The sequence below is a fragment of the Mangrovimonas futianensis genome, assembly GCF_021245805.1.
GTDB lineage: Bacteria > Bacteroidota > Bacteroidia > Flavobacteriales > Flavobacteriaceae > Mangrovimonas > Mangrovimonas futianensis.
Genome location: NZ_JAJJNF010000003.1, coordinates 361,342 through 380,321, shown reverse-complemented (window position 1 = coordinate 380,321; position 18,980 = coordinate 361,342). Strand labels below are relative to the sequence as shown.

Annotated in this window: 17 protein-coding genes; 14 read left to right on the top strand and 3 right to left on the bottom strand. The window is 36.1% G+C overall.

Annotated features, from left to right (window positions below; genetic code table 11):
- The first annotated feature begins 55 nt into the window (after positions 1 to 55).
- From LOK78_RS07055 to LOK78_RS07015, 9 genes are all read left to right on the top strand, one after another.
- Positions 56 to 1,201, top strand: coding sequence for a tetratricopeptide repeat protein (locus tag LOK78_RS07055; RefSeq protein ID WP_232394275.1), 1,146 nt, complete (start codon positions 56 to 58; stop codon positions 1,199 to 1,201).
- Positions 1,202 to 1,787: 586 nt separating this feature from the next.
- Positions 1,788 to 3,071, top strand: coding sequence for an erythromycin esterase family protein (locus tag LOK78_RS07050; protein ID WP_232394276.1), 1,284 nt, complete (start codon positions 1,788 to 1,790; stop codon positions 3,069 to 3,071).
- 507 nt (positions 3,072 to 3,578) lie between these two features.
- The gene (locus tag LOK78_RS07045) at positions 3,579 to 3,839 is read left to right on the top strand and encodes a hypothetical protein (RefSeq protein WP_232634451.1); all 261 of its coding nucleotides are present in this window, start codon (positions 3,579 to 3,581) and stop codon (positions 3,837 to 3,839) included.
- A gap of 323 nt (positions 3,840 to 4,162) precedes the next feature.
- Entirely contained in the window at positions 4,163 to 6,229 is a 2,067-nt protein-coding gene (locus tag LOK78_RS07040) for a M3 family metallopeptidase (protein WP_232394278.1), read from the top strand.
- A gap of 301 nt (positions 6,230 to 6,530) precedes the next feature.
- Positions 6,531 to 7,046 (top strand): RidA family protein, encoded by a 516-nt coding sequence (locus LOK78_RS07035; protein ID WP_232394279.1) that lies wholly within the window; start codon positions 6,531 to 6,533, stop codon positions 7,044 to 7,046.
- Between the two features lie 198 nt (positions 7,047 to 7,244).
- Positions 7,245 to 7,775, top strand: coding sequence for a hypothetical protein (locus LOK78_RS07030; RefSeq protein ID WP_166959801.1), 531 nt, complete (start codon positions 7,245 to 7,247; stop codon positions 7,773 to 7,775).
- A 213-nt stretch (positions 7,776 to 7,988) separates the two neighbouring features.
- Entirely contained in the window at positions 7,989 to 8,501 is a 513-nt protein-coding gene (locus tag LOK78_RS07025) for a hypothetical protein (protein WP_232394280.1), read from the top strand.
- A gap of 171 nt (positions 8,502 to 8,672) precedes the next feature.
- Positions 8,673 to 9,578, top strand: coding sequence for a pirin family protein (locus LOK78_RS07020; RefSeq protein ID WP_232634450.1), 906 nt, complete (start codon positions 8,673 to 8,675; stop codon positions 9,576 to 9,578).
- Between the two features lie 32 nt (positions 9,579 to 9,610).
- Positions 9,611 to 10,210: a hypothetical protein gene (locus LOK78_RS07015; protein ID WP_232634449.1), complete on the top strand. Its 600-nt coding sequence runs from the start codon at positions 9,611 to 9,613 to the stop codon at positions 10,208 to 10,210.
- Between the two features lie 164 nt (positions 10,211 to 10,374).
- On the opposite strand, the gene recQ is transcribed toward LOK78_RS07015, so the two are convergent.
- Positions 10,375 to 12,576 carry a DNA helicase RecQ gene (recQ, locus tag LOK78_RS07010; protein ID WP_232394283.1) on the bottom strand — a complete coding sequence of 734 codons (2,202 nt, stop codon included), beginning with the start codon at positions 12,574 to 12,576 and terminating at the stop codon, positions 10,375 to 10,377.
- Positions 12,577 to 12,807: 231 nt separating this feature from the next.
- On the opposite strand from recQ, the gene LOK78_RS07005 reads away from it, so the two are divergent.
- The 4 genes from LOK78_RS07005 to lptB all read left to right on the top strand — a co-directional run bounded on the left by LOK78_RS07005 (position 12,808) and on the right by lptB (position 15,704).
- A complete protein-coding gene (locus tag LOK78_RS07005) occupies positions 12,808 to 13,725 on the top strand; it encodes a KpsF/GutQ family sugar-phosphate isomerase (RefSeq protein WP_053972584.1) in 918 nt (305 codons plus the stop codon).
- A complete protein-coding gene (gene tatC, locus LOK78_RS07000) occupies positions 13,725 to 14,537 on the top strand; it encodes a twin-arginine translocase subunit TatC (protein ID WP_166959786.1) in 813 nt (270 codons plus the stop codon). The genes LOK78_RS07005 and tatC overlap by 1 nt, the downstream gene beginning before the upstream one ends.
- A gap of 3 nt (positions 14,538 to 14,540) precedes the next feature.
- The gene (locus LOK78_RS06995; RefSeq protein ID WP_053972512.1) at positions 14,541 to 14,888 is read left to right on the top strand and encodes a carboxymuconolactone decarboxylase family protein; all 348 of its coding nucleotides are present in this window, start codon (positions 14,541 to 14,543) and stop codon (positions 14,886 to 14,888) included.
- A 75-nt stretch (positions 14,889 to 14,963) separates the two neighbouring features.
- The gene (lptB, locus tag LOK78_RS06990; RefSeq protein ID WP_053972511.1) at positions 14,964 to 15,704 is read left to right on the top strand and encodes an LPS export ABC transporter ATP-binding protein; all 741 of its coding nucleotides are present in this window, start codon (positions 14,964 to 14,966) and stop codon (positions 15,702 to 15,704) included.
- A gap of 249 nt (positions 15,705 to 15,953) precedes the next feature.
- On the opposite strand, the gene LOK78_RS06985 is transcribed toward lptB, so the two are convergent.
- Both LOK78_RS06985 and LOK78_RS06980 read right to left on the bottom strand, forming a co-directional pair.
- Positions 15,954 to 16,826, bottom strand: coding sequence for a DUF808 domain-containing protein (locus LOK78_RS06985; protein WP_232634448.1), 873 nt, complete (start codon positions 16,824 to 16,826; stop codon positions 15,954 to 15,956).
- A 197-nt stretch (positions 16,827 to 17,023) separates the two neighbouring features.
- Entirely contained in the window at positions 17,024 to 17,773 is a 750-nt protein-coding gene (locus tag LOK78_RS06980; protein ID WP_232634447.1) for a CDP-alcohol phosphatidyltransferase family protein, read from the bottom strand.
- A gap of 129 nt (positions 17,774 to 17,902) precedes the next feature.
- Here LOK78_RS06980 and LOK78_RS06975 point away from each other — a divergent pair, with 129 nt between their 5' ends.
- The gene (locus LOK78_RS06975) at positions 17,903 to 18,973 is read left to right on the top strand and encodes a putative type IX sorting system protein PorV2 (protein ID WP_370465556.1); all 1,071 of its coding nucleotides are present in this window, start codon (positions 17,903 to 17,905) and stop codon (positions 18,971 to 18,973) included.
- Positions 18,974 to 18,980: the final 7 nt, after the last annotated feature.

Here is an 18,980-nt window from a genome sequence, read left to right as displayed (position 1 = left end):
TTATGAGAATGCTAATGGATTTTCAAACACCAAATACAAACTACAACCTGCACTTATGAAAAAACTCTTATTCATATTAACCATTTGCCTTTTTAGTACCAACCAATATGCCCAAGAGGAGATTACTTCGGAACTAGAAAAAGCTTATCATGAGGAAAAATATAATGTTATAATTTCCGAACATTCTGATAAAGTAAGTGCGTATCCAGCTAAAGCAATTTTCTATGTTGCGATGGCTTATTATATGCAAGCGAATGACCATAAAGTATTGGAGTTAATGGATATGTCCATTCAAAAGGACAGCATAGACCCTGATGCCTACTTTATAAAAGGTATGACTCTTAATTATATAGGGCAATATGACAATGCCATAGCGTCTTTTTATAAAGCCATCGCATTAGATTCTACAGATTCAAATTATTACAGTGGTTTAGGAGATTCTTTTATTAGTCAAGAAAAATATGAGGATGCCCTTAATGCATACATAACAGCCACTGAAAAAAAGGAGCCAATTGACCGCCCCTTTACCATGATTCCACAAATCTATGCGGAATTGAACCAGCCAAAGAATGCTTTGGAGGCTTATTACATATCAAAAGAAACTATATCTAAAGAATCGGAATCGTATATAAATGCGTTATACAATATTGGACTTTATGAATATTTGAATCAGGATTATGACAAAGCTGAATTAGCATTCAAAGAGCTGAATGAATTGGTACCCAATGACTATCATTCCATTGCAAAATTAGTTCAGGTTTACTATGGCAAAAAGGATTACGAGCAGGCAAAACCGCTAAAGGATCAATTATATGAGGCTTATAATAAAGGGATACTAAAAGACGACTTGAAAGATCAGTTTTGCTTTGACCAATTTGACTGGGAGGATAAGTACATTTTTGCGTTTGAGCGATTTGCCGAAAATGAAGGCAACTTATATTATAAACATGTATTTTATGTAACTAATAAAGAAAGTGGGAAAACCGAATTTACAATTCAAACAGAGAACTCCCCGATTTCGGTTGAATTGGGTGGACCCAAATATATACTTGGCATGGATAATAATGGAACGCACTCCACTTTTTCCTATGGACTTGAAGCGGACTACAATTATGAAGATTTGAGGAAGTTGGTAATTCTGGTACTTGAGGATAAAATAAAAGCTGGAGCAAGTTCAAGACCTGCCAAAAGAAATAACTAAAGGCTGGTAACGATTGCTGGCACACGCCTACTTGTGAAAAAATGATTGCTACTAGCCATGGGATGGTCAATGAAAAGCCTTAGTTTGGCTATGGGTTGTTTGCAGGAAATTTAGTTAATTTAGGGGTCTATAGGTAAATTAAATGACAGGTGTTTTATAGACTTGTTGGCATTCATTAAAAAATGACAAAATCTAGGTTAATAGGAGTTACAGCAACTTTATTTACTTTAATTTCATTTAGATTCATTCTGAAATTTATTCGGAGTGATGTTTTTGCTTCAATCTATCCTGGATGGAATTTTACGGTATATGCAGATTTTTGGATTTTAAATTTCCGAACTTTAATGTATGGATTAGCTACTTTGACCATGATTATCCTGTTCAGATTTTGGAGATTAATTCTGACCAAATTAATGACTTGAATCACAGATTATACAAAAACCCATGCCAACACCCAGTACAATAAATTGCTTCCTATTTTCTTCGCGGAAAACCCTCGCAGATGAACCGTACGTAAGTGCTTTTTTACTAAATTAGGTCCATAACCATACACAAACCGTTGTAAGTACATTTTAAGACAATCATTTTGCAAAAAAAATTACTTTCATTCTTTATTCTTATTTCACCACTCTTTCTATATTCTCAGAAAAAGGAAACGATAAATAGAATAACGAATAATTCCATAGAAATCGAAGATGCAAATCCTGATACTGAACTAAAAATATTTGAACAAAATACACCTCAAAAGTTTTCTAACGCCAAAATTTATGGTTTTGGAGAAGCCTCACATAACTCCAAAGAATTTTTTGACCTAAAAGCCAAGTTCTTTAAATATTTGGTAAAAAATCATGGTGTTAAAACGTTTATAATGGAGGAATCTTACCAAGCTGAATCTGGAATTAATGAGTGGATAAGCGGAGGCCAAGGGGATATAAAAACGATTGCTGAAAATTTTAATATAGGATTTTGGTATACAAAAGAAATTGTAAATCTTCTACACTGGATGAGGGCATACAACAAAGGCAAATCCAAAGAAGAACAAATTCAGTTTTATGGTATGGACATCCAAATAGGCAAAAAACTTAATCAAGAGATTCGAGAGTTTGTTGATAAGGCTAATATCTCAATAGACGAAAATCTTTTGGCCGTTGCTGATAGTTGTGCAAATAAGAAAATAGACTATGGTAAAGAAGAAACTTGGTGGCAAAATCAGCTTCCTAAATTAAACGAACTTAAACAACAAATTCTTAAATCAAACTTAAAAAGAGAGACGTACAAAAATGTTTTAAGAAGTTTAAATTACTTGATTAGCTATACGCAATATGCTTCTTTGGTTAAAGAAGAATATCCCAAGAGCACAGAATATAGAGACTTAAAAATGTTTGAAAATGTCAACTATATTGTAGAAAATTTATCTAAAAATGGCAAAGCATTTATATGGGCTCATAACGAACACATTAATAAAAAAGAAATGTACAGTACCGGTAGTAATATTATTAATCTGGGCCGTAATTTAAAAGATTATTATAGTGACGATTATTATGCAGTAGGATTCGATTTTGGATTTGGAAAAATAAACGGGTTAATCACTAACCAGAAAGGGAGTTCTTGGAAAACTTATGATATAGAAAAGCCAGTGAGAAAAACTTATGCTGAAACCTTGATTTTAGTAGACAAGGACATTTATTTTATTGAATTTGATAAAAGCTTGGAATTCTTCAACGAGAAGTCCAAACATTTATTAATTGGCGGTGGGGGATATCAACCAAAATCTTTAAGTAGGATATTAATTAATAAGGTATATGCAGATACTTATGATGCTTTAATTTTTGTAAAAGAAATCTCAGTGCCAGATTATAACTTAAATTAAGAAATAAAATGGTGTACAACAAGTTGGCTATAAGCAATTGTTTGCACTCGCCTACTTGTGAAAAAACGATGGTTGCTTGCCATGGGATGCGTTGTTAAAAGCCTTTTGTCATGCTTAACTTGTTTCAGTATCTCGTTGTTATGAACACCATTTAAAGACAGACCCTGGAATGAATTCAGGGAGACTAGCTGGTGTATTATGGAATTTCTCTATTTTAGGAGTATCTCTAATAAAATTTAATCCATTGACGTGTTTATTTGCTTATAGCACCCAATTTTGAAAAACCCTAAGAACATAAAAGAATTATTACAAATTGATATTGATTTCCTTTATCAAAATTCTCTATTCAAATCTGACTTAAAAACCGACCAAAATGATACTCGGAATTATTTACTTTTTGATTTGGAATCAAAATTTTTAGATTTATTTGACCAATTTCAAATAACACTATTTGACGGAAATGTTCGTCATTTGGAGTTAATTTCCAAAGATATAAACTCCGATAAGATGAAAAAGATTATTGAATTGATAATAAGCCAATATGGAGCTGACGAAAATAATCAAACCAAATCAGATTGGAATACTTCAAAATATCTGTCGTGGTGGTTTAAAAATTCCAATCATCAACAAACAATTGATCAACCAGAAAACTCGGACGAATTGTATTACGGCATAGTGGTTGACGGAATGAAAAATAACCAATTAAATATAGTATTGCTTGACTATATAAATATTGACCCAAAACTGAATAATAAAAACTGGTTATAACGTCGTGTCCAATAAAAAGTCTTCTGTCATTCTGAACTTGTTTCAGCATCTTATTGTGACAACCAAAACTTGAATTATAGACCATGAAATAAATTCAGGGTGACAGTAACTAGTAGGAAGTTTAGTTGTTCAGGAGTATATATTTAATAAAACACGCCACAACCCATTGTCCAACAAATCATTACTACTGAATACCTCATCGTAATCCATTGCGATTTACTATATTAGAGTTACGGCAGGAAAAGTCCTGCGGAAATATGGCGCATCCAAACCCAACACAAAACCGTTCTGCGCCTTTATAACAACATCTAACATAACTCATTATGAAACTTCATTTACTTCTTTTTACAACCTTATTAATTGGTTGCTCCTCTGCCCAAAAACCAGAAAAATTACAAATGTCTGCAGACAATCCTTTTAATGTCTCTCTAAATGAACCTTTCGATTATGCAAAAGTTACTGGAGACCATATTGAATCCTACGTAGATGCCATGATTCACAATGCCAACATTGATTTTGAAAAATTAAAGTCAACTGATAAAGTAAGTTTTGAATCCACATTTGGAGCTTATGACGAAATTTCAAATAGTTTAGGAAAAGCATACAGCAATGCCCATATGATGTATTGGGTTTCAACAGACTCTATTACCAGAGCAAAAGGACTTGAAGGCTCACAAAAAATAGATTCGCTTTTTACTGATATTAGTTCAGACAGAGCTATTTATAACAAGTTTCAAGCTTTCGTGGAATCTGAAGAAGGTAAAACCATTCAGGGACCAAAAAAAATGCTCATTGAACGTACTTTAGAGGAGTTCGCGCAATCTGGTGTTAATTTAAATCCGAAAGATTTAGCAACCTTTAAAAAGCTTTCTTTAGAAATTAAAGAACTATCGGCAAAATTCACCACAAACATGAATACGGCCCAAGAAAGCTTGGTTTTAAATGAACAAGAAGTAGACGGATTGCCTGAAAATTTTAAAGATACCTACAGATTAGAAGATGGCAGCTATGAAATTCCTGTTATCAATGCTACTTCCAGCCAAATTATGAATAACGCGACATCTAGTGACGTTAGAAAAGCTTATATCGTAAAAAAGAGCAATATCGCGGCAGATCAAAACCTACCGATTCTTGATTCTCTAATTAGCAAACGCTATCAACTAGCTCAAATAATGGGCTACAAATCGTATGCGGAATATAACCTACAGTCAAAAATGGCCAAGACACCAAAACGTGTCTGGAATTTTCTGGATAATCTGGTAGTAGAGTCGAAATCGAAAGCACTTCAGGAAATTGACTTATTAAAGTCAGTAAGAAACGAAGATAAGCACACACCTGATGACAAAAGTTCAATTAATCCATGGGATATGGGTTATTACATCAATCAGCATTTAAAAATAAAATATGATGTTGATTATGAAAAAATGCGTGATTATTTACCCATGGATGCCTGTTTGGAAGGCATGATGGCATTATACCAAGAACTTTTAGGATTAGAGTTTAAAAAGGTACAAAATCCGTCCGTTTGGCACGAAGATGTGACCATGTATGAAGTTTATGAAAACGATCAGTTAAAAGGTCGATTTTATTTAGATTTATATCCAAGACCAAATAAAGAAACTTGGTTCTATGCTGTGCCTTTAACTTCTGGCAGAACGTTTACAAATGGTCAGGAGGTTCCTGTAGCGATGCTTTTGGGGAACTTTAATAAGCCTACTGAAAATCTGCCTTCTTTATTAAGTTTTGGAGAATTAAATACCTTATTTCATGAATTTGGTCACATTGTAGACTGTATGTCTTACAATGGTGATTATAGCTCGTTGGCCTATCCAAAAGCTGATTTTGTTGAAGCCATGTCACAAATTTTTGAAAACTGGGTTGATGATTATGATATAATAAGCGCTTTTGCCAAACACTATGAAACGGGGGACGCATTTCCTAAAACCTTATTTGAAAGTAAGTTACATGCTAAAAACGTATTTTCTGGTTTAAGTGCTCAAGGAACTATAAGGTATGCGCTATATGACATGAATTTATATGATTCCTATAACCCCAATGATCCATTAAACACAGATAAGCTATGGCAAGACCTTGACGCCAAAATGGGCACTTTAAATGGTTATATTGAGGGGACACATCCACAAGCCAGTTGGATTCATATTAACACCCATCCTGTTTATACCTATGGCTATTTATGGTCTGAAGTATACGCTCAAGATATGTTTACGGCATTTAAGCAAAATGGTTTAAGAGATACCGAAACGGGAATGAGATATAGACAGCTTATACTAGCCAACGGTGGGCAAAGGGATATGGTTTCAGCTGTTGAGGAGTTTTTGGGAAGACCCTCCAATAACAAGGCTTATATAGAGAACCTGGGCTTAAAGTAAAGAAGTTAAAAATTCTTTGCAGAACAATGTGTCTAATAAAAAGCATTCTGTCATGCTGAACTTGTTTCAGCATCTGGTTGTGAGGATTAAGATTGACGTTTAGCTCCTGAAATAAATTCAGGGTGACATCGTGCTTACACGATGTTTTTGAACCTAAGAAGTTAAAATAAAAATAGTTACCTTTAGACGAACCCGATTCTCCCCTGCATAAAACTGTTATACATTATACCGATAACCCAAACTTCGCGTGAAAACGGGATAGCCGAAAACCGACCAAAGTAGGCACTAAACCATTTGAATTATGAAAAAAGCAACCAACCAACTGACTTTATTTGCTACCCTTATCATTCTAACCTTAAACTTTCAAAGTTGCGAGCAAAAACAAAAAGAAGAACCCAAAACAATTGAAAAAGAAATAATCGTAAAATCGGAAAAACCAGAATATTTCCTTTTGCGACCTGAGGTAGAAAAAGCATATGGCTATTCGCATGCAGTGAAAATTGGAAATGATATAAAAATTTCGGGAGCAGTCAGTATGGACGATGAGGGAAATCCCACTGCCATTGGCGATTTGGAGCAACAAATGAAAAACTGCTACTCCGATTTAGAAAAGATTTTAAAGCATTACGGCTGTACATTTGATGATGTAGTGGTAGAAAACATTTTTACAACAAATATGCCCTTAATGCTGGAAAAATCTGCATATCGAGCTGAAATTTACAAAAATGGTTTCCCCACAGGTTCTTGGCTTGGGGTTAAGGAATTGGCACTTCCTGAATTTATGATTGAAATTGAGTTGGAAGTACATAAACCTTAAAAATTAAAAAGGAGATTCTGAACCCTCAAGGAAAGTTTGCAATGGGTTTTAACTATTAAAGGTCTGTAGTAGTAGGATCCCATGACTTGTAACATGTTAAATCAAAAATAATTGCCTTCAGTTTGATTCGGCTCCGAAGTTGAAAATCCTCACAAAATTACTAACTTGGTTGTGAATACTGAAACTCATAATTATCGAATGATTAAGAAGATATTTTTATTGCTTTTATTGTTACAAGTATTGATTTCTTGTTCAACTAAAAAAAAATCGGATGAAGCTGTAAAAAAAGTATATCCTGCTGAGAGGTTTGGACAATTGAATAGAAGTATTATAGATTCTGTTTTGCAGCAAAATGGTAATATAAGAATTGATTCCCATAAACCATTGGTAATTATATACTATCCAGGAAAGGATAAATGTAACTCATCGGGTACTTCAACAAGACAATCTACAGAAGTTTGGTACAATCAAATGGAAATAGGGATTAATAAAATAAAGCCCTCAAATATTCTTTATGTTTATAAAGATTCTACAGGCTTGTTTCAAAGGAATGATGGATTTAAGGACTGGAAAAAAGATCCGAATGAAATAATAGAAAAAACTTTTTTCAAAGAGCATCCGCCATGTAGTGGATATGTTCTCGTTTCCGATACTGGAAGATATATTTCATGTTTAGCTGAATTTGATAAGAAATTTTTGTGGCAAAGATTAGAACAATTGGTTAATTAAAAACCAACTTATGTAATCGTTGCAATGAGGAATAAGGCTCACTCAAAGAGGTTGCCCTTAGTGTTGCACAACCTCAAAACCCAAAGAATTACCATATTTTATACTGATTAACCAACCCCTTTCCTAGCCAATAATTACCTATTCCCTAATTAAAAACAAGCTTTTACTAATTCCGATTTCATTTTGGCAATCTGATTAGATAATTTAGTCGAAATGGAAAAAATGAATGTTAAGGTATTTATAGGCTTCCTTTTAGTAACTGTTTTAGTTTCATGCAAATCAAAACAAGTAAAAAGTAGCGATGTAGATTTAGAAACTTACTGCACAAATGCTATCAAAAAAGGACTTATTGAAAAAGACCCTTTAATCCTTTTAGACGCTAAACCCATTGGTTTGCTCTCAGAAATAGATATGGAAAATTTTGAGTTTAAAACAATTAATTCTAATAGCTTAAGCATCATTCCCAAAGGTTCAGAATACTTAAAAAGGATTTGGGGGGAAGATTCAAAAAATGGTGTAATCGAAATTACTAAATTCAAAACTTTACATTGTGGAACACCACCAAAGTGGATTTATTTGTTAAATGACCAAGAAGTGAGTTTTGAACAATTAAAGAGTTTTAGAGGCAAAGATATTAAGTATTGGACTAGAATTGATGATATAGTAGATTCTGAAAAGAACGAACTTGTGATTGATATTATAATAACAAATAATATATCAAACTAAAGTCCTTTTAACTTGGCATGAATCTCACCTTCCCAGTATACCTAGCAGGAAGTTATTCTATTGTAAATATTTTACATAAAAATACTAACTTTAAAACTGTAAAATACATTCATACAAAATCTCACGATTCCACTATTTTTATGGTGTCACTTTCAAAAGGAAAACCAAGGTATGCAATCTAACGTCGGACTAATTTTAGAAGAAAAAGCAGCTGATATTGGCAATTTTATGGTGGGAAGACTTCTCCCCTTCAGACATAAACGAGCGGTAGGTCCGTTTGTGTTTATTGACCACATGGGACCAGCCTGTTTGGAGTCTTATAAAAATCTAGACGTGCCGCCACACCCCCATATCGGGCTCTCTACACTTACCTATCTATTTGAAGGAGCCATTTTTCATAGAGACAGTTTGGGCAATGCCATAGAAATCAAACCGGGAGAAGTCAACTGGATGACTGCCGGAAAAGGTGTGGTACATTCAGAGCGAACACCAGAATACCTGAGACAAAAAGACAAATTTTTACACGGACTCCAAATTTGGATTGGGTTACCCAAGGAATTGGAGCAATCAGATCCCTCCTTCTACCATATCAGCAAAGAAGATATTCCAACGTGGGACGAACATGACGTTTCCTACAAGTTAATTGCAGGTAAGCTCGGTGATAAAACCTCACCTGTACCAGTACACAGTCCGTTATATTTTTTGGAAATAAAAACCCAATCAGCGCAAAAAATTAAGATTGGCGACCAACTTTATGGCGAGGTGGGTATGTATGTTTTAGAGGGTAGTATCACTATTGAAAACAACACATACGGCACCAAACAATTGTTAATTGCCAAAGAAGCAACATTATGTGAATTTGAAACCAATGGGGAAACCACCTTATATCTTTTTGGTGGCGAACCATTTGAAGAGGAGCGCTTCATGTTTTGGAATTTCGTCAACTCTGATAAAGCTATTTTGGAGCATGCCAAAGCCAACTGGAAAGAACAAAACTTAGAAGCCTTCCCAAAAATACCTGGTGACTCAGAAGAATATGTGCCCCTTCCTGAGTATAAGTTTAATAGGAACAACTAATTTTAAAATCAAAATATAAAGAACCCCAAAACATGAAACACCTATTCTTATTATTTATTTTTAGCATAACATGTCAAACAATATCATTGGGTCAAAAAAGCGAAACAGTTTCTGATTTTACAGCTTTTGAGCCTATATATCTCCATCTAAAAGAGAGTCCAAATGTAATTTTTAAGCGATTCAATGAATTACATAGCCAATCTATAGATTCCATATTTAAAAAGGACTATAAAACTTATCATGTGCAGAATGTTTTATCTCAAGAAAAGCTCGAAAGTTTAAAAATCTCTGAGAATGATGTGGATCGTTTTTTTAAATCATTAGAAACCCAAAATCAAGAAGTAACGCTATATTCTAATTGGGATTCTCAAGGATCGACAGGTATTAACGATCACATAATATTAATGAAAGTTACAACCAAGGGATATGTTAGAAAAGAAGGAAGCGGTACCCCTCCTTACTACAAAACAAAAATTGCTTTAGCATTTTACAATCTCAATTTAAACCAATTAGAATATTATGAGGAATCCAATTATTTCCCATGGCTTTATGATGGAATGTTTAAAAAGTATAAGAAACAACTAAAAAAGATATTTCAAAATTATCAAGACCATCTGGAACAAAAGGAATAGCTAATTGCTAAAAAACTTCTGGGTTCACGATTAAACTTCTTTCAGTTGACATCAATCATATAACACAATGTTTATTGACATTTATCTGTCATTAATCGTAAAGAGCCAAACAGAATCAAAAAGCCACCAAAAACCAACAACTAAAAACTAAAAACCAGCAACAACTAATTAGCCACCTCACTGATAAATTTGATGCGGTACAATCGCAATTCCTCATCGTCATAATCGCCATCAAACTCATCTATAGCCGTTGAAATCTTATCAGATTCTGATTCCATAAAATATTCGTGGATTTCTTCCTGTTGGTCATCATCCAGAACATCATCAATCCAATAATCAATGTTCAGTTTGGTCCCTGAATACACAATGGCCTCCATCTCCTTGATGAAATCTGGCATATCCATCCCTTTAGCAGCAGCAATGTCATCTAAAGGTAATTTTCGGTCGATACTCTGTATGATATAGAGTTTAAGGGCAGAATTGGTCCCCGTAGATTTCACAATCATGTCATCAGGACGCGTGATATCGTTATCTTCCACATATTGGGCTATCAAACTCACAAAATCCCGACCATATTTTTTGGCTTTCCCTTCTCCTACACCATGAACATTTCCAAGCTCCTCCAAAGAAGTGGGATATTTCAATGCCATATCCTCAAGGGACGGATCTTGAAAAATCACAAACGGAGGAACTCCCAATTTCTTGGCATTACGCTTTCTTAGGTCTTTCAACATACCCAACAAAACTTCATCTGTAGAAGCACCACCGCCTTTGGCCGCCGTTACAACCGTTTCATCACTGGAATCATCAAACACATGATCCTCAGTCATCATAAAACTCTCAGGAGATTTTAAAAAGGCCCTTCCTTCTGGACTCATTTTAATAACCCCATAAGTCTCAATATCTTTATTTAGATAACCGGCCACCAAAATTTGACGTACCAAAGCCATCCAATAGGACTTCTCCTTGTCTTTCCCCATTCCAAAGAAAGGCTGCTCATCTGTTCTATGAGATTTAATCATCGCATTGGCTTTACCCACAATGACATTAACCAAATCCTTAGCTTTATACTTTTCATTTGTTTTTGAGACGGTTTCCAAAACCACCACCACATCATCCTGGGCTTCATGTTTCTTTTTGGGATGACGCACATTGTCATCCATATCACCGCCTTCTCCTGTTTCGTTGTCAAACTCTTCCCCAAAGTAATGTAGGATAAATTTCCTTCTGGACATAGAGGTTTCTGCATAAGCCACCACTTCTTGCAATAAGGCGTGTCCTATTTCCTGTTCGGCGACTGGTTTCCCAGACATAAATTTCTCTAGTTTCTCAATGTCTTTATAGGAATAAAACGCCAAACAATGGCCTTCGCCACCGTCCCTTCCAGCTCTACCAGTCTCTTGATAATAACTTTCGATACTTTTTGGAATATCGTGATGGATCACAAACCGCACATCGGGCTTGTCAATCCCCATTCCAAAAGCAATCGTTGCAACCACCACATCCACGTCTTCCATCAAAAACATATCCTGATGATTGGCTCTGGTCTTGGCATCCAAACCAGCATGATATGGCACCGCCTTAATGCCGTTTACTTGCAATACTTGCGCCAACTCCTCTACCCGCTTTCTACTCAAGCAATAAATAATACCAGATTTTCCCGGGTGCTGTCTCACATACCTAATGATATCGGCATCTACTTGCTTGGTCTTGGGTCTAACTTCATAATACAAATTAGGCCTGTTAAAAGACGCCTTAAAAGTATTAGCATCGGTCATTCCCAAATTCTTCAGAATATCTTCTTGAACCTTGGGGGTGGCCGTAGCCGTTAAAGCAATCATAGGAATGTTTTCCCCTATACGCTTGATGATGTGTCTTAAATTTCGGTATTCTGGTCTAAAATCGTGCCCCCATTCACTAATACAGTGGGCTTCATCTATGGCTACAAATGAAATGGAAACCGATCTTAAAAAATCGACATTTTCTTCCTTGGTCAAGGATTCTGGTGCCACATAAAGTAACTTGGTCACTCCATTGACCACATCCGCCTTCACATTTTTGATTTCGGTTTTGGTAAGGGATGAATTCAGTACATGGGCTACGCCATTATCATTAGAGACACCCCGTATGGCATCTACCTGATTTTTCATCAGGGCTATCAAAGGCGAAACAACAATTGCCGTTCCCTCTTGCATGAGAGCAGGTAATTGATAACACAGGGATTTACCACCACCTGTGGGCATGATTACAAAAGTGTTTTGTTTAGAAAGGATGCTATTAACTACTTGTTCTTGTAAACCTTTAAACTGGCTAAACCCAAAATACTTCTTTAAAGCAGATCGCAAATCTTGCTCAACTATCGACATGTATCACTATTGTTTAATTTACACTAAAAGAGAATTTACACTAATCCAAAGATAGTTTAGTTATAGAAACTCCAAGCAATTTTTTCGTTAGCTTTGCAGCACAAAAAATGCAATTAGAGTTTACTCATTAACTTTAAAGATAAAAAAATCTTTAGAAGCATCAACCCAAAAAATATTAAAATTTTGAATAATCATTCAACCATTTTAGAAAATGCACGCCAAACCATTGAAATGGAAACAGAAGCCATTTCTAATTTGAGCCAGCTATTGGATCAAGATTTTGCCGAAGCGGTTCAACTAATCTATAATTCCAAAGGAAGAGTCATTATTACTGGGGTTGGTAAAAGTGCTATCATTGCCACAAAAATTGTGGCCACTTTAAATTCTACAGGAACACCTTCAGTTTTTATGCATGCCGCCGATGCCATTCATGGCGATTTAGGGCTCATTCTTGAAGATGATGTTGTGATTTGCATTTCAAAAAGTGGTAACACACCAGAAATAAAGGTTTTGGTTCCATTGATAAAAAATGCCCAAAACAAAATGATTGCCATTACGGGTAAAAAGGATTCCTTTTTAGGGCAACAAGCCGATTTTGTATTGAATGCCTATGTTGAAAAAGAAGCTTGCCCAAACAATCTAGCACCAACTACCAGCACTACCGCCCAATTGGTTTTAGGTGATGCCCTAGCAGTTTGCTTGTTAAAGCTAAGAGGTTTTTCTAGTAAAGATTTTGCTAAATACCACCCGGGTGGTTCGCTAGGTAAAAAACTATACTTAAGAGTTAAAGATTTATCAGAAGTGAATCTAAAACCTCAAGTAAGCCCAGAAACCTCTTTAAAGGATGTGATCATTGAAATTTCAGAAAAAATGTTGGGGGTGACTGCTGTTTTGGAAAACGATGAGATCATTGGGATTATTACCGATGGGGATTTAAGACGTATGCTTTCCAAGGCAGAAGATTTTAATACCTTAACAGCTAAGGATATCATGAGTAAAAATCCCAAACGAATCCAAGGAGATGCAATGGCTGTCGATGCTATGGAGTTGATGGAAGAAAACAACATCTCCCAATTATTGGTTGAAAAAGACGGTAAATACGCGGGAGTGGTTCATATTCATGATTTAGTTAAAGAGGGTATTTTATAATGGCAGCTAAGAATGTAAACGACATGTCCTTTCTAGACCATTTGGAGGACTTGAGATGGCATATCATAAGGGCTGTTCTGGCCATTGTGGTGGGCGGAATTATCGCCTTTATTTTTAAGAGCTTTATTTTTGACACCATTATTTTGGGTCCCAAGCACATGGACTTCCCAACTTACAAATGGCTGTGCAAAATGGCGCAGACCTTAAGTATGGATACCACCTTTTGTGCCGATGAATTTCCGTTTATTATTCAAAACAGAACCATGGCCGGTCAGTTTACGGCACACATCTGGACTTCTATCTATGCCGGATTAGTCATTGCCTTCCCCTATGTTATCTATCAAATGTGGAAGTTCATTAGCCCTGGAATGCATAGCAGTGAAAAAAAATATTCCAGAGGATTTATCATAATTTGTTCCCTGCTGTTTTTTACGGGAGTACTTTTTGGATATTACATTGTCACCCCACTTTCAATCAATTTCTTGGGTACTTACAGCGTGAGTAATGAGATTTCAAATCAAATAGATATTAGCTCCTACATTTCGTTAGTTAGGTCTTCAGCTTTGGCCTCAGGTATTATTTTTGAATTGCCAATACTCATTTATTTCCTAACAAAAATTGGATTGGTAAACCCAACCATGCTTCGCAAATACCGAAAATTTGCTTTGGTTATTGTGTTAGTAGTGTCTGCAGTCATCACACCGCCAGATATTGCCAGCCAGATTATTGTAGCAATCCCGGTATTAATTCTATATGAAGTAAGTATTTATATCTCGGCATTTATTTTAAAAAGAAACAAATCTAAAGCCTAAGCTATGTCACAAATAGTAGATGATTTCAACAGTTACCGTTCCAAGATGAACGAAAAGATTTTATCAGACAATAACAAAATCATTAAAAGAATCTTCAACTTAGATACCAACGCCTTCCAGGAAGGAGCTTTGGATGTAAAAACCAAAGAATTACTCGGTTTGGTAGCTTCGGCGGTACTGCGTTGTGATGATTGTGTCAAGTATCATTTGGAAAAATGCCATGAGGAAGGACTTACCAAGCCGCAAATTGTTGAAGCGCTTTCTATAGCCACTTTGATTGGTGGAACCATTGTTATTCCGCATTTAAGAAGAGCCTACGAGTATTTGGAAGCTTTAGAAGAGACGCGTTAAACTTTTAATAAACTCCTTAGGCCTCCTTCGGTCTCTGGGATTATTTTTTATTTTAGCAACAAGTATTATAATATCATGAAGTTAGTAGCAACCAATTTAATGAAGTCCTACAGTGGACGAAAAGTGGTAAAGGATGTTTCATTGGAAGTAAACCAAGGTGAAATCGTTGGATTACTTGGACCCAATGGAGCGGGAAAAACAACTTCATTCTACATGATTGTGGGACTAATCAAACCCAATGGGGGTACCATCTTCATGGATAATACAGACATTACCAAATTCCCCATGTACAAAAGAGCACAAAACGGAATTGGGTACTTGGCACAAGAAGCTTCGGTTTTTAGAAAGTTAAGTATTGAAGACAATATTTTGAGTGTGCTGCAATTGACCAAATTAAGCAAGAAGGAACAACTTCATAAAATGGAATCCTTGATAGAAGAATTTGGTTTAAACCACATTCGTAAAAACCGTGGAGATTTATTGTCTGGTGGGGAAAGAAGACGTACCGAAATAGCAAGAGCTCTTGCAACCGACCCCAACTTCATTCTATTGGATGAACCATTTGCGGGAGTAGATCCCGTAGCTGTGGAAGACATTCAGCGAATTGTAGCCCAATTGACAAAAAAGAACATTGGAATCTTAATTACAGACCACAACGTACAGGAAACCTTAGCTATTACCGACAGAACCTATTTGATGTTTGAGGGAAGCATCCTAAAAGCAGGTGTTCCCGAAGAATTGGCCAATGATCAAATGGTAAGAAAAGTGTACTTGGGTCAAAACTTCGAATTACGTAAAAAGAAAATCAGGACTTAGTAGATTTTTGGTTTTTAGTAAAAAATAAGCATCAACTCTATCTACCATTCCTTATTTGGTCAAATTATTTTTTCCTTTTACAAAATATTCCTTTTAACCCGTTGTGAATTTTGCGATTTAAAAGAGGTTAATTTGTATCGAGAAGTCACCAAAAACGAAACACGAACAACCAAACCCTAATTCATCCTCGTCTTGACTCCTAGCTCCTGGCTCTTGACTCTTGGTTCTCATATTTCAGGCAACAAAAAACTATTTCTTCTTAAATAACTTTTTAATAAGCATCACAACACCCAGCACCACAAATCCAATCACCAACCCCATCAAAAAATCACGGATAAAGGATGGCCAAGTGTCCAACAAATGATGTAGGAAAGGAACGTTATGGGTAAAAATACCTCCAGCAACCAATACAAGGGCTATGGTTCCTACAAAGGACAAACCTTTGACGATTTTAGGAAGTACCCATACCAAGAAATTTCCAATGGTATCGGTAAAACTTTCATCGCGATCGTTAAAATTAATCAATCGCAAGCCCAAGTCATCCAGTCTTACAATCATGGCAACAATACCATAAACTCCTACGGTTGCTAGTATTGCAACTATAGAAACAACCATGATTTGCACAGATATGGGTTGCTCCATGACCGTTCCTAAGGCAATGATGACAATCTCTACCGAAAGAATAAAATCAGTGACAATGGCCGATTTTATTTTTTGCTTTTCCAATGCCAAAACCGCTTCCTTATCAACAGTTTCAGACAAGTCTACAGCCTCATGACTTTCCTTATGTTTGGAAAAATAGTGAAAGATTTTTTCAGCACCTTCATAAGACAAATAAAGCCCTCCAATAACCAAAATGATGGTTACGGCAATGGGTACAAAAGCACTTAATAAAAAGGCAATAGGTAGAATAATAAGTTTATTCAGGAACGAACCTTTAGTGATGGCCCATAATACAGGGAGTTCCCTAGAAGATACAAATCCCGAGGCCTTTTCAGCATTCACAGCTAAATCATCTCCCAGAATACCTGCTGTTTTTTTGGTACTAACTTTGGCCATAACAGCCACATCATCCATTAGGGAAGCGATATCATCTAAAAGTGCAAAAAATCCGGATGCCATATTGTTTTAATGTTTGGTTTTTAGTGTTTGGTTGTTGGTACTTGGTTGTTGGTTGCAAGATTGAGCATTTTGGTCTCATGTCAAGCGCTGTCGAGACATCTCATCATTCTTTCATAATTAAATATATCGTCATGACTCTTGTTTCTTGCCTCTAGTATCCAACCCGCCATTGTTCATTGTTAATTGTTAATTGAGCCCTACTTCACAAACCAATAGCGCTCAAATACCACAGAGACTAAGACATATCCTATAATGATCATGGGAATAGCAGCAAATTGAAAAAACAAAATAGCCAAAATACAGAACAGCAAAAACCCATAGCGCACTAAATTATCCTTAAAGGCATATGTTTTTACTTTCAACGAGAACAGCTTGATAGGCGACACCAATAAATAGGAACTTAATAAGGTTAATCCAATCAAAAACCAGGGATTCATTATCAAATTGGTTAGCCATATTTGTTGTTGAAATTCCGCTGCCAATGGCAAAGAGACAATTAATAAGGCATTGGCTGGGGTAGGCAATCCTTTAAAATAAGTCTGCTGATCCTCATCCAAATTAAACTTGGCCAACCGATAGCAGGAAGCCAACGTAATCACAAATCCAAGCAAAGCATAGGGCACAAAGGGAACATCAAACCAAGACATGGCATATTGCCAGTTCTCAAGTCCATTTTCTGGTTCCGCGACGGCAGTAAGCAACCTAAACATAACCATCCCGGGAACCAAGCCACTAGTTACCAAATCGGCCAAAGAATCCAATTGAATCCCCAACGGACTCTGAACGCCCAATATCCGAGCCAGAAAACCATCAAAAAAATCAAATAAAATCCCTAAAGCCAAAAACAAGGCAGCCATTGTAAAATTGTTTTGGGAAGCCAAAGTGACAGCCAAACAACCACAAAATAAATTAAGAAGGGTAACCAGATTAGGTATGTGTCTAATCATTAAAAAAAGATTTACAACGTAAAAATAGCAAACTATTTCCGTCTAATCCAAACCAGGCACAATATCTTAAAATAAATCAAGTTTATTATATTGAAAAATAAGTGCATCTTTGCACAAAGAATGAGCTATTTGAAAAAGATTTTAACCGCTATTTGCTTAGTTATTTCTTACGGTGCCGTTGCGCAAACGGCACGCAAGTACTCCAATGAATTTATGAATATAGGAGTCGATGCAGCCGCTATGGGAATGGCCAATGCAGTGACTGCTTATTCGGCCGATGTCAATTCGGGGTATTGGAATCCTGCCGGTTTAGTCCATTTGGAAGATAACCAATTGGCCCTGATGCACTCCAGCTATTTTGCTAACATTGCCAATTACGATTATATTGGATTTGCGATGCCTTTGGATGACCGAAGCGCCATGGGCATTTCTGTTATTCGTTTTGCAGTTGATGACATTTTGGATACCACCCAATTAATTGATGATGAAGGAAACATCAATTATGATCGCATCAGCCAATTTTCTACGGCAGATTATGGTGTGACCTTTTCCTATTCAAGACACCTCCTATTTGAAGGTTTAAACTACGGTATCAATGCCAAGGTCATCAGACGAATTATTGGTGATTTTGCATCTGCATGGGGGTTTGGATTGGATGCTGCCATTCAGTTTCAAACCAAGAACGACTGGAAGTTCGGAATCATGGCAAGAGATATCACTACCACCTACAATGCGTGGAGCATCAACGAAGAGGAGTTCGCAAAAATTCAAAATGCTGTGGAAGGACAAAACCAAGAACTGCCAGAATCCACAGAAATTACCATTCCGAAATTGCAAATTGGAGCCGCCAAAAAGTTCGTGATCCGTCACGATTATTCCCTTTTGGCTGAAATAGATCTAAATGTTCGTTTTGCTGAAACCAATGACGTGATCTCTACCTCTTTTGCCAGCATCAATCCGGCTTTGGGATTGGAATTTGGATACATAGACATGATTTATTTAAGAGGCGGATTGGGTAATTTTCAAAACGAGTTGCAATTAGATAACTCCGAAAGAGTAGGTTTCCAACCCAGTATGGGAGTGGGCTTTAAATACAAAGGCATTCAGGTAGATTATGCCTTTACCGATATTGGGGACCAAAGTGTCGCGCTTTATTCCAATGTCTTTTCCCTAAAACTCGATTTTAGTATCTTTAGATAAAATTCCC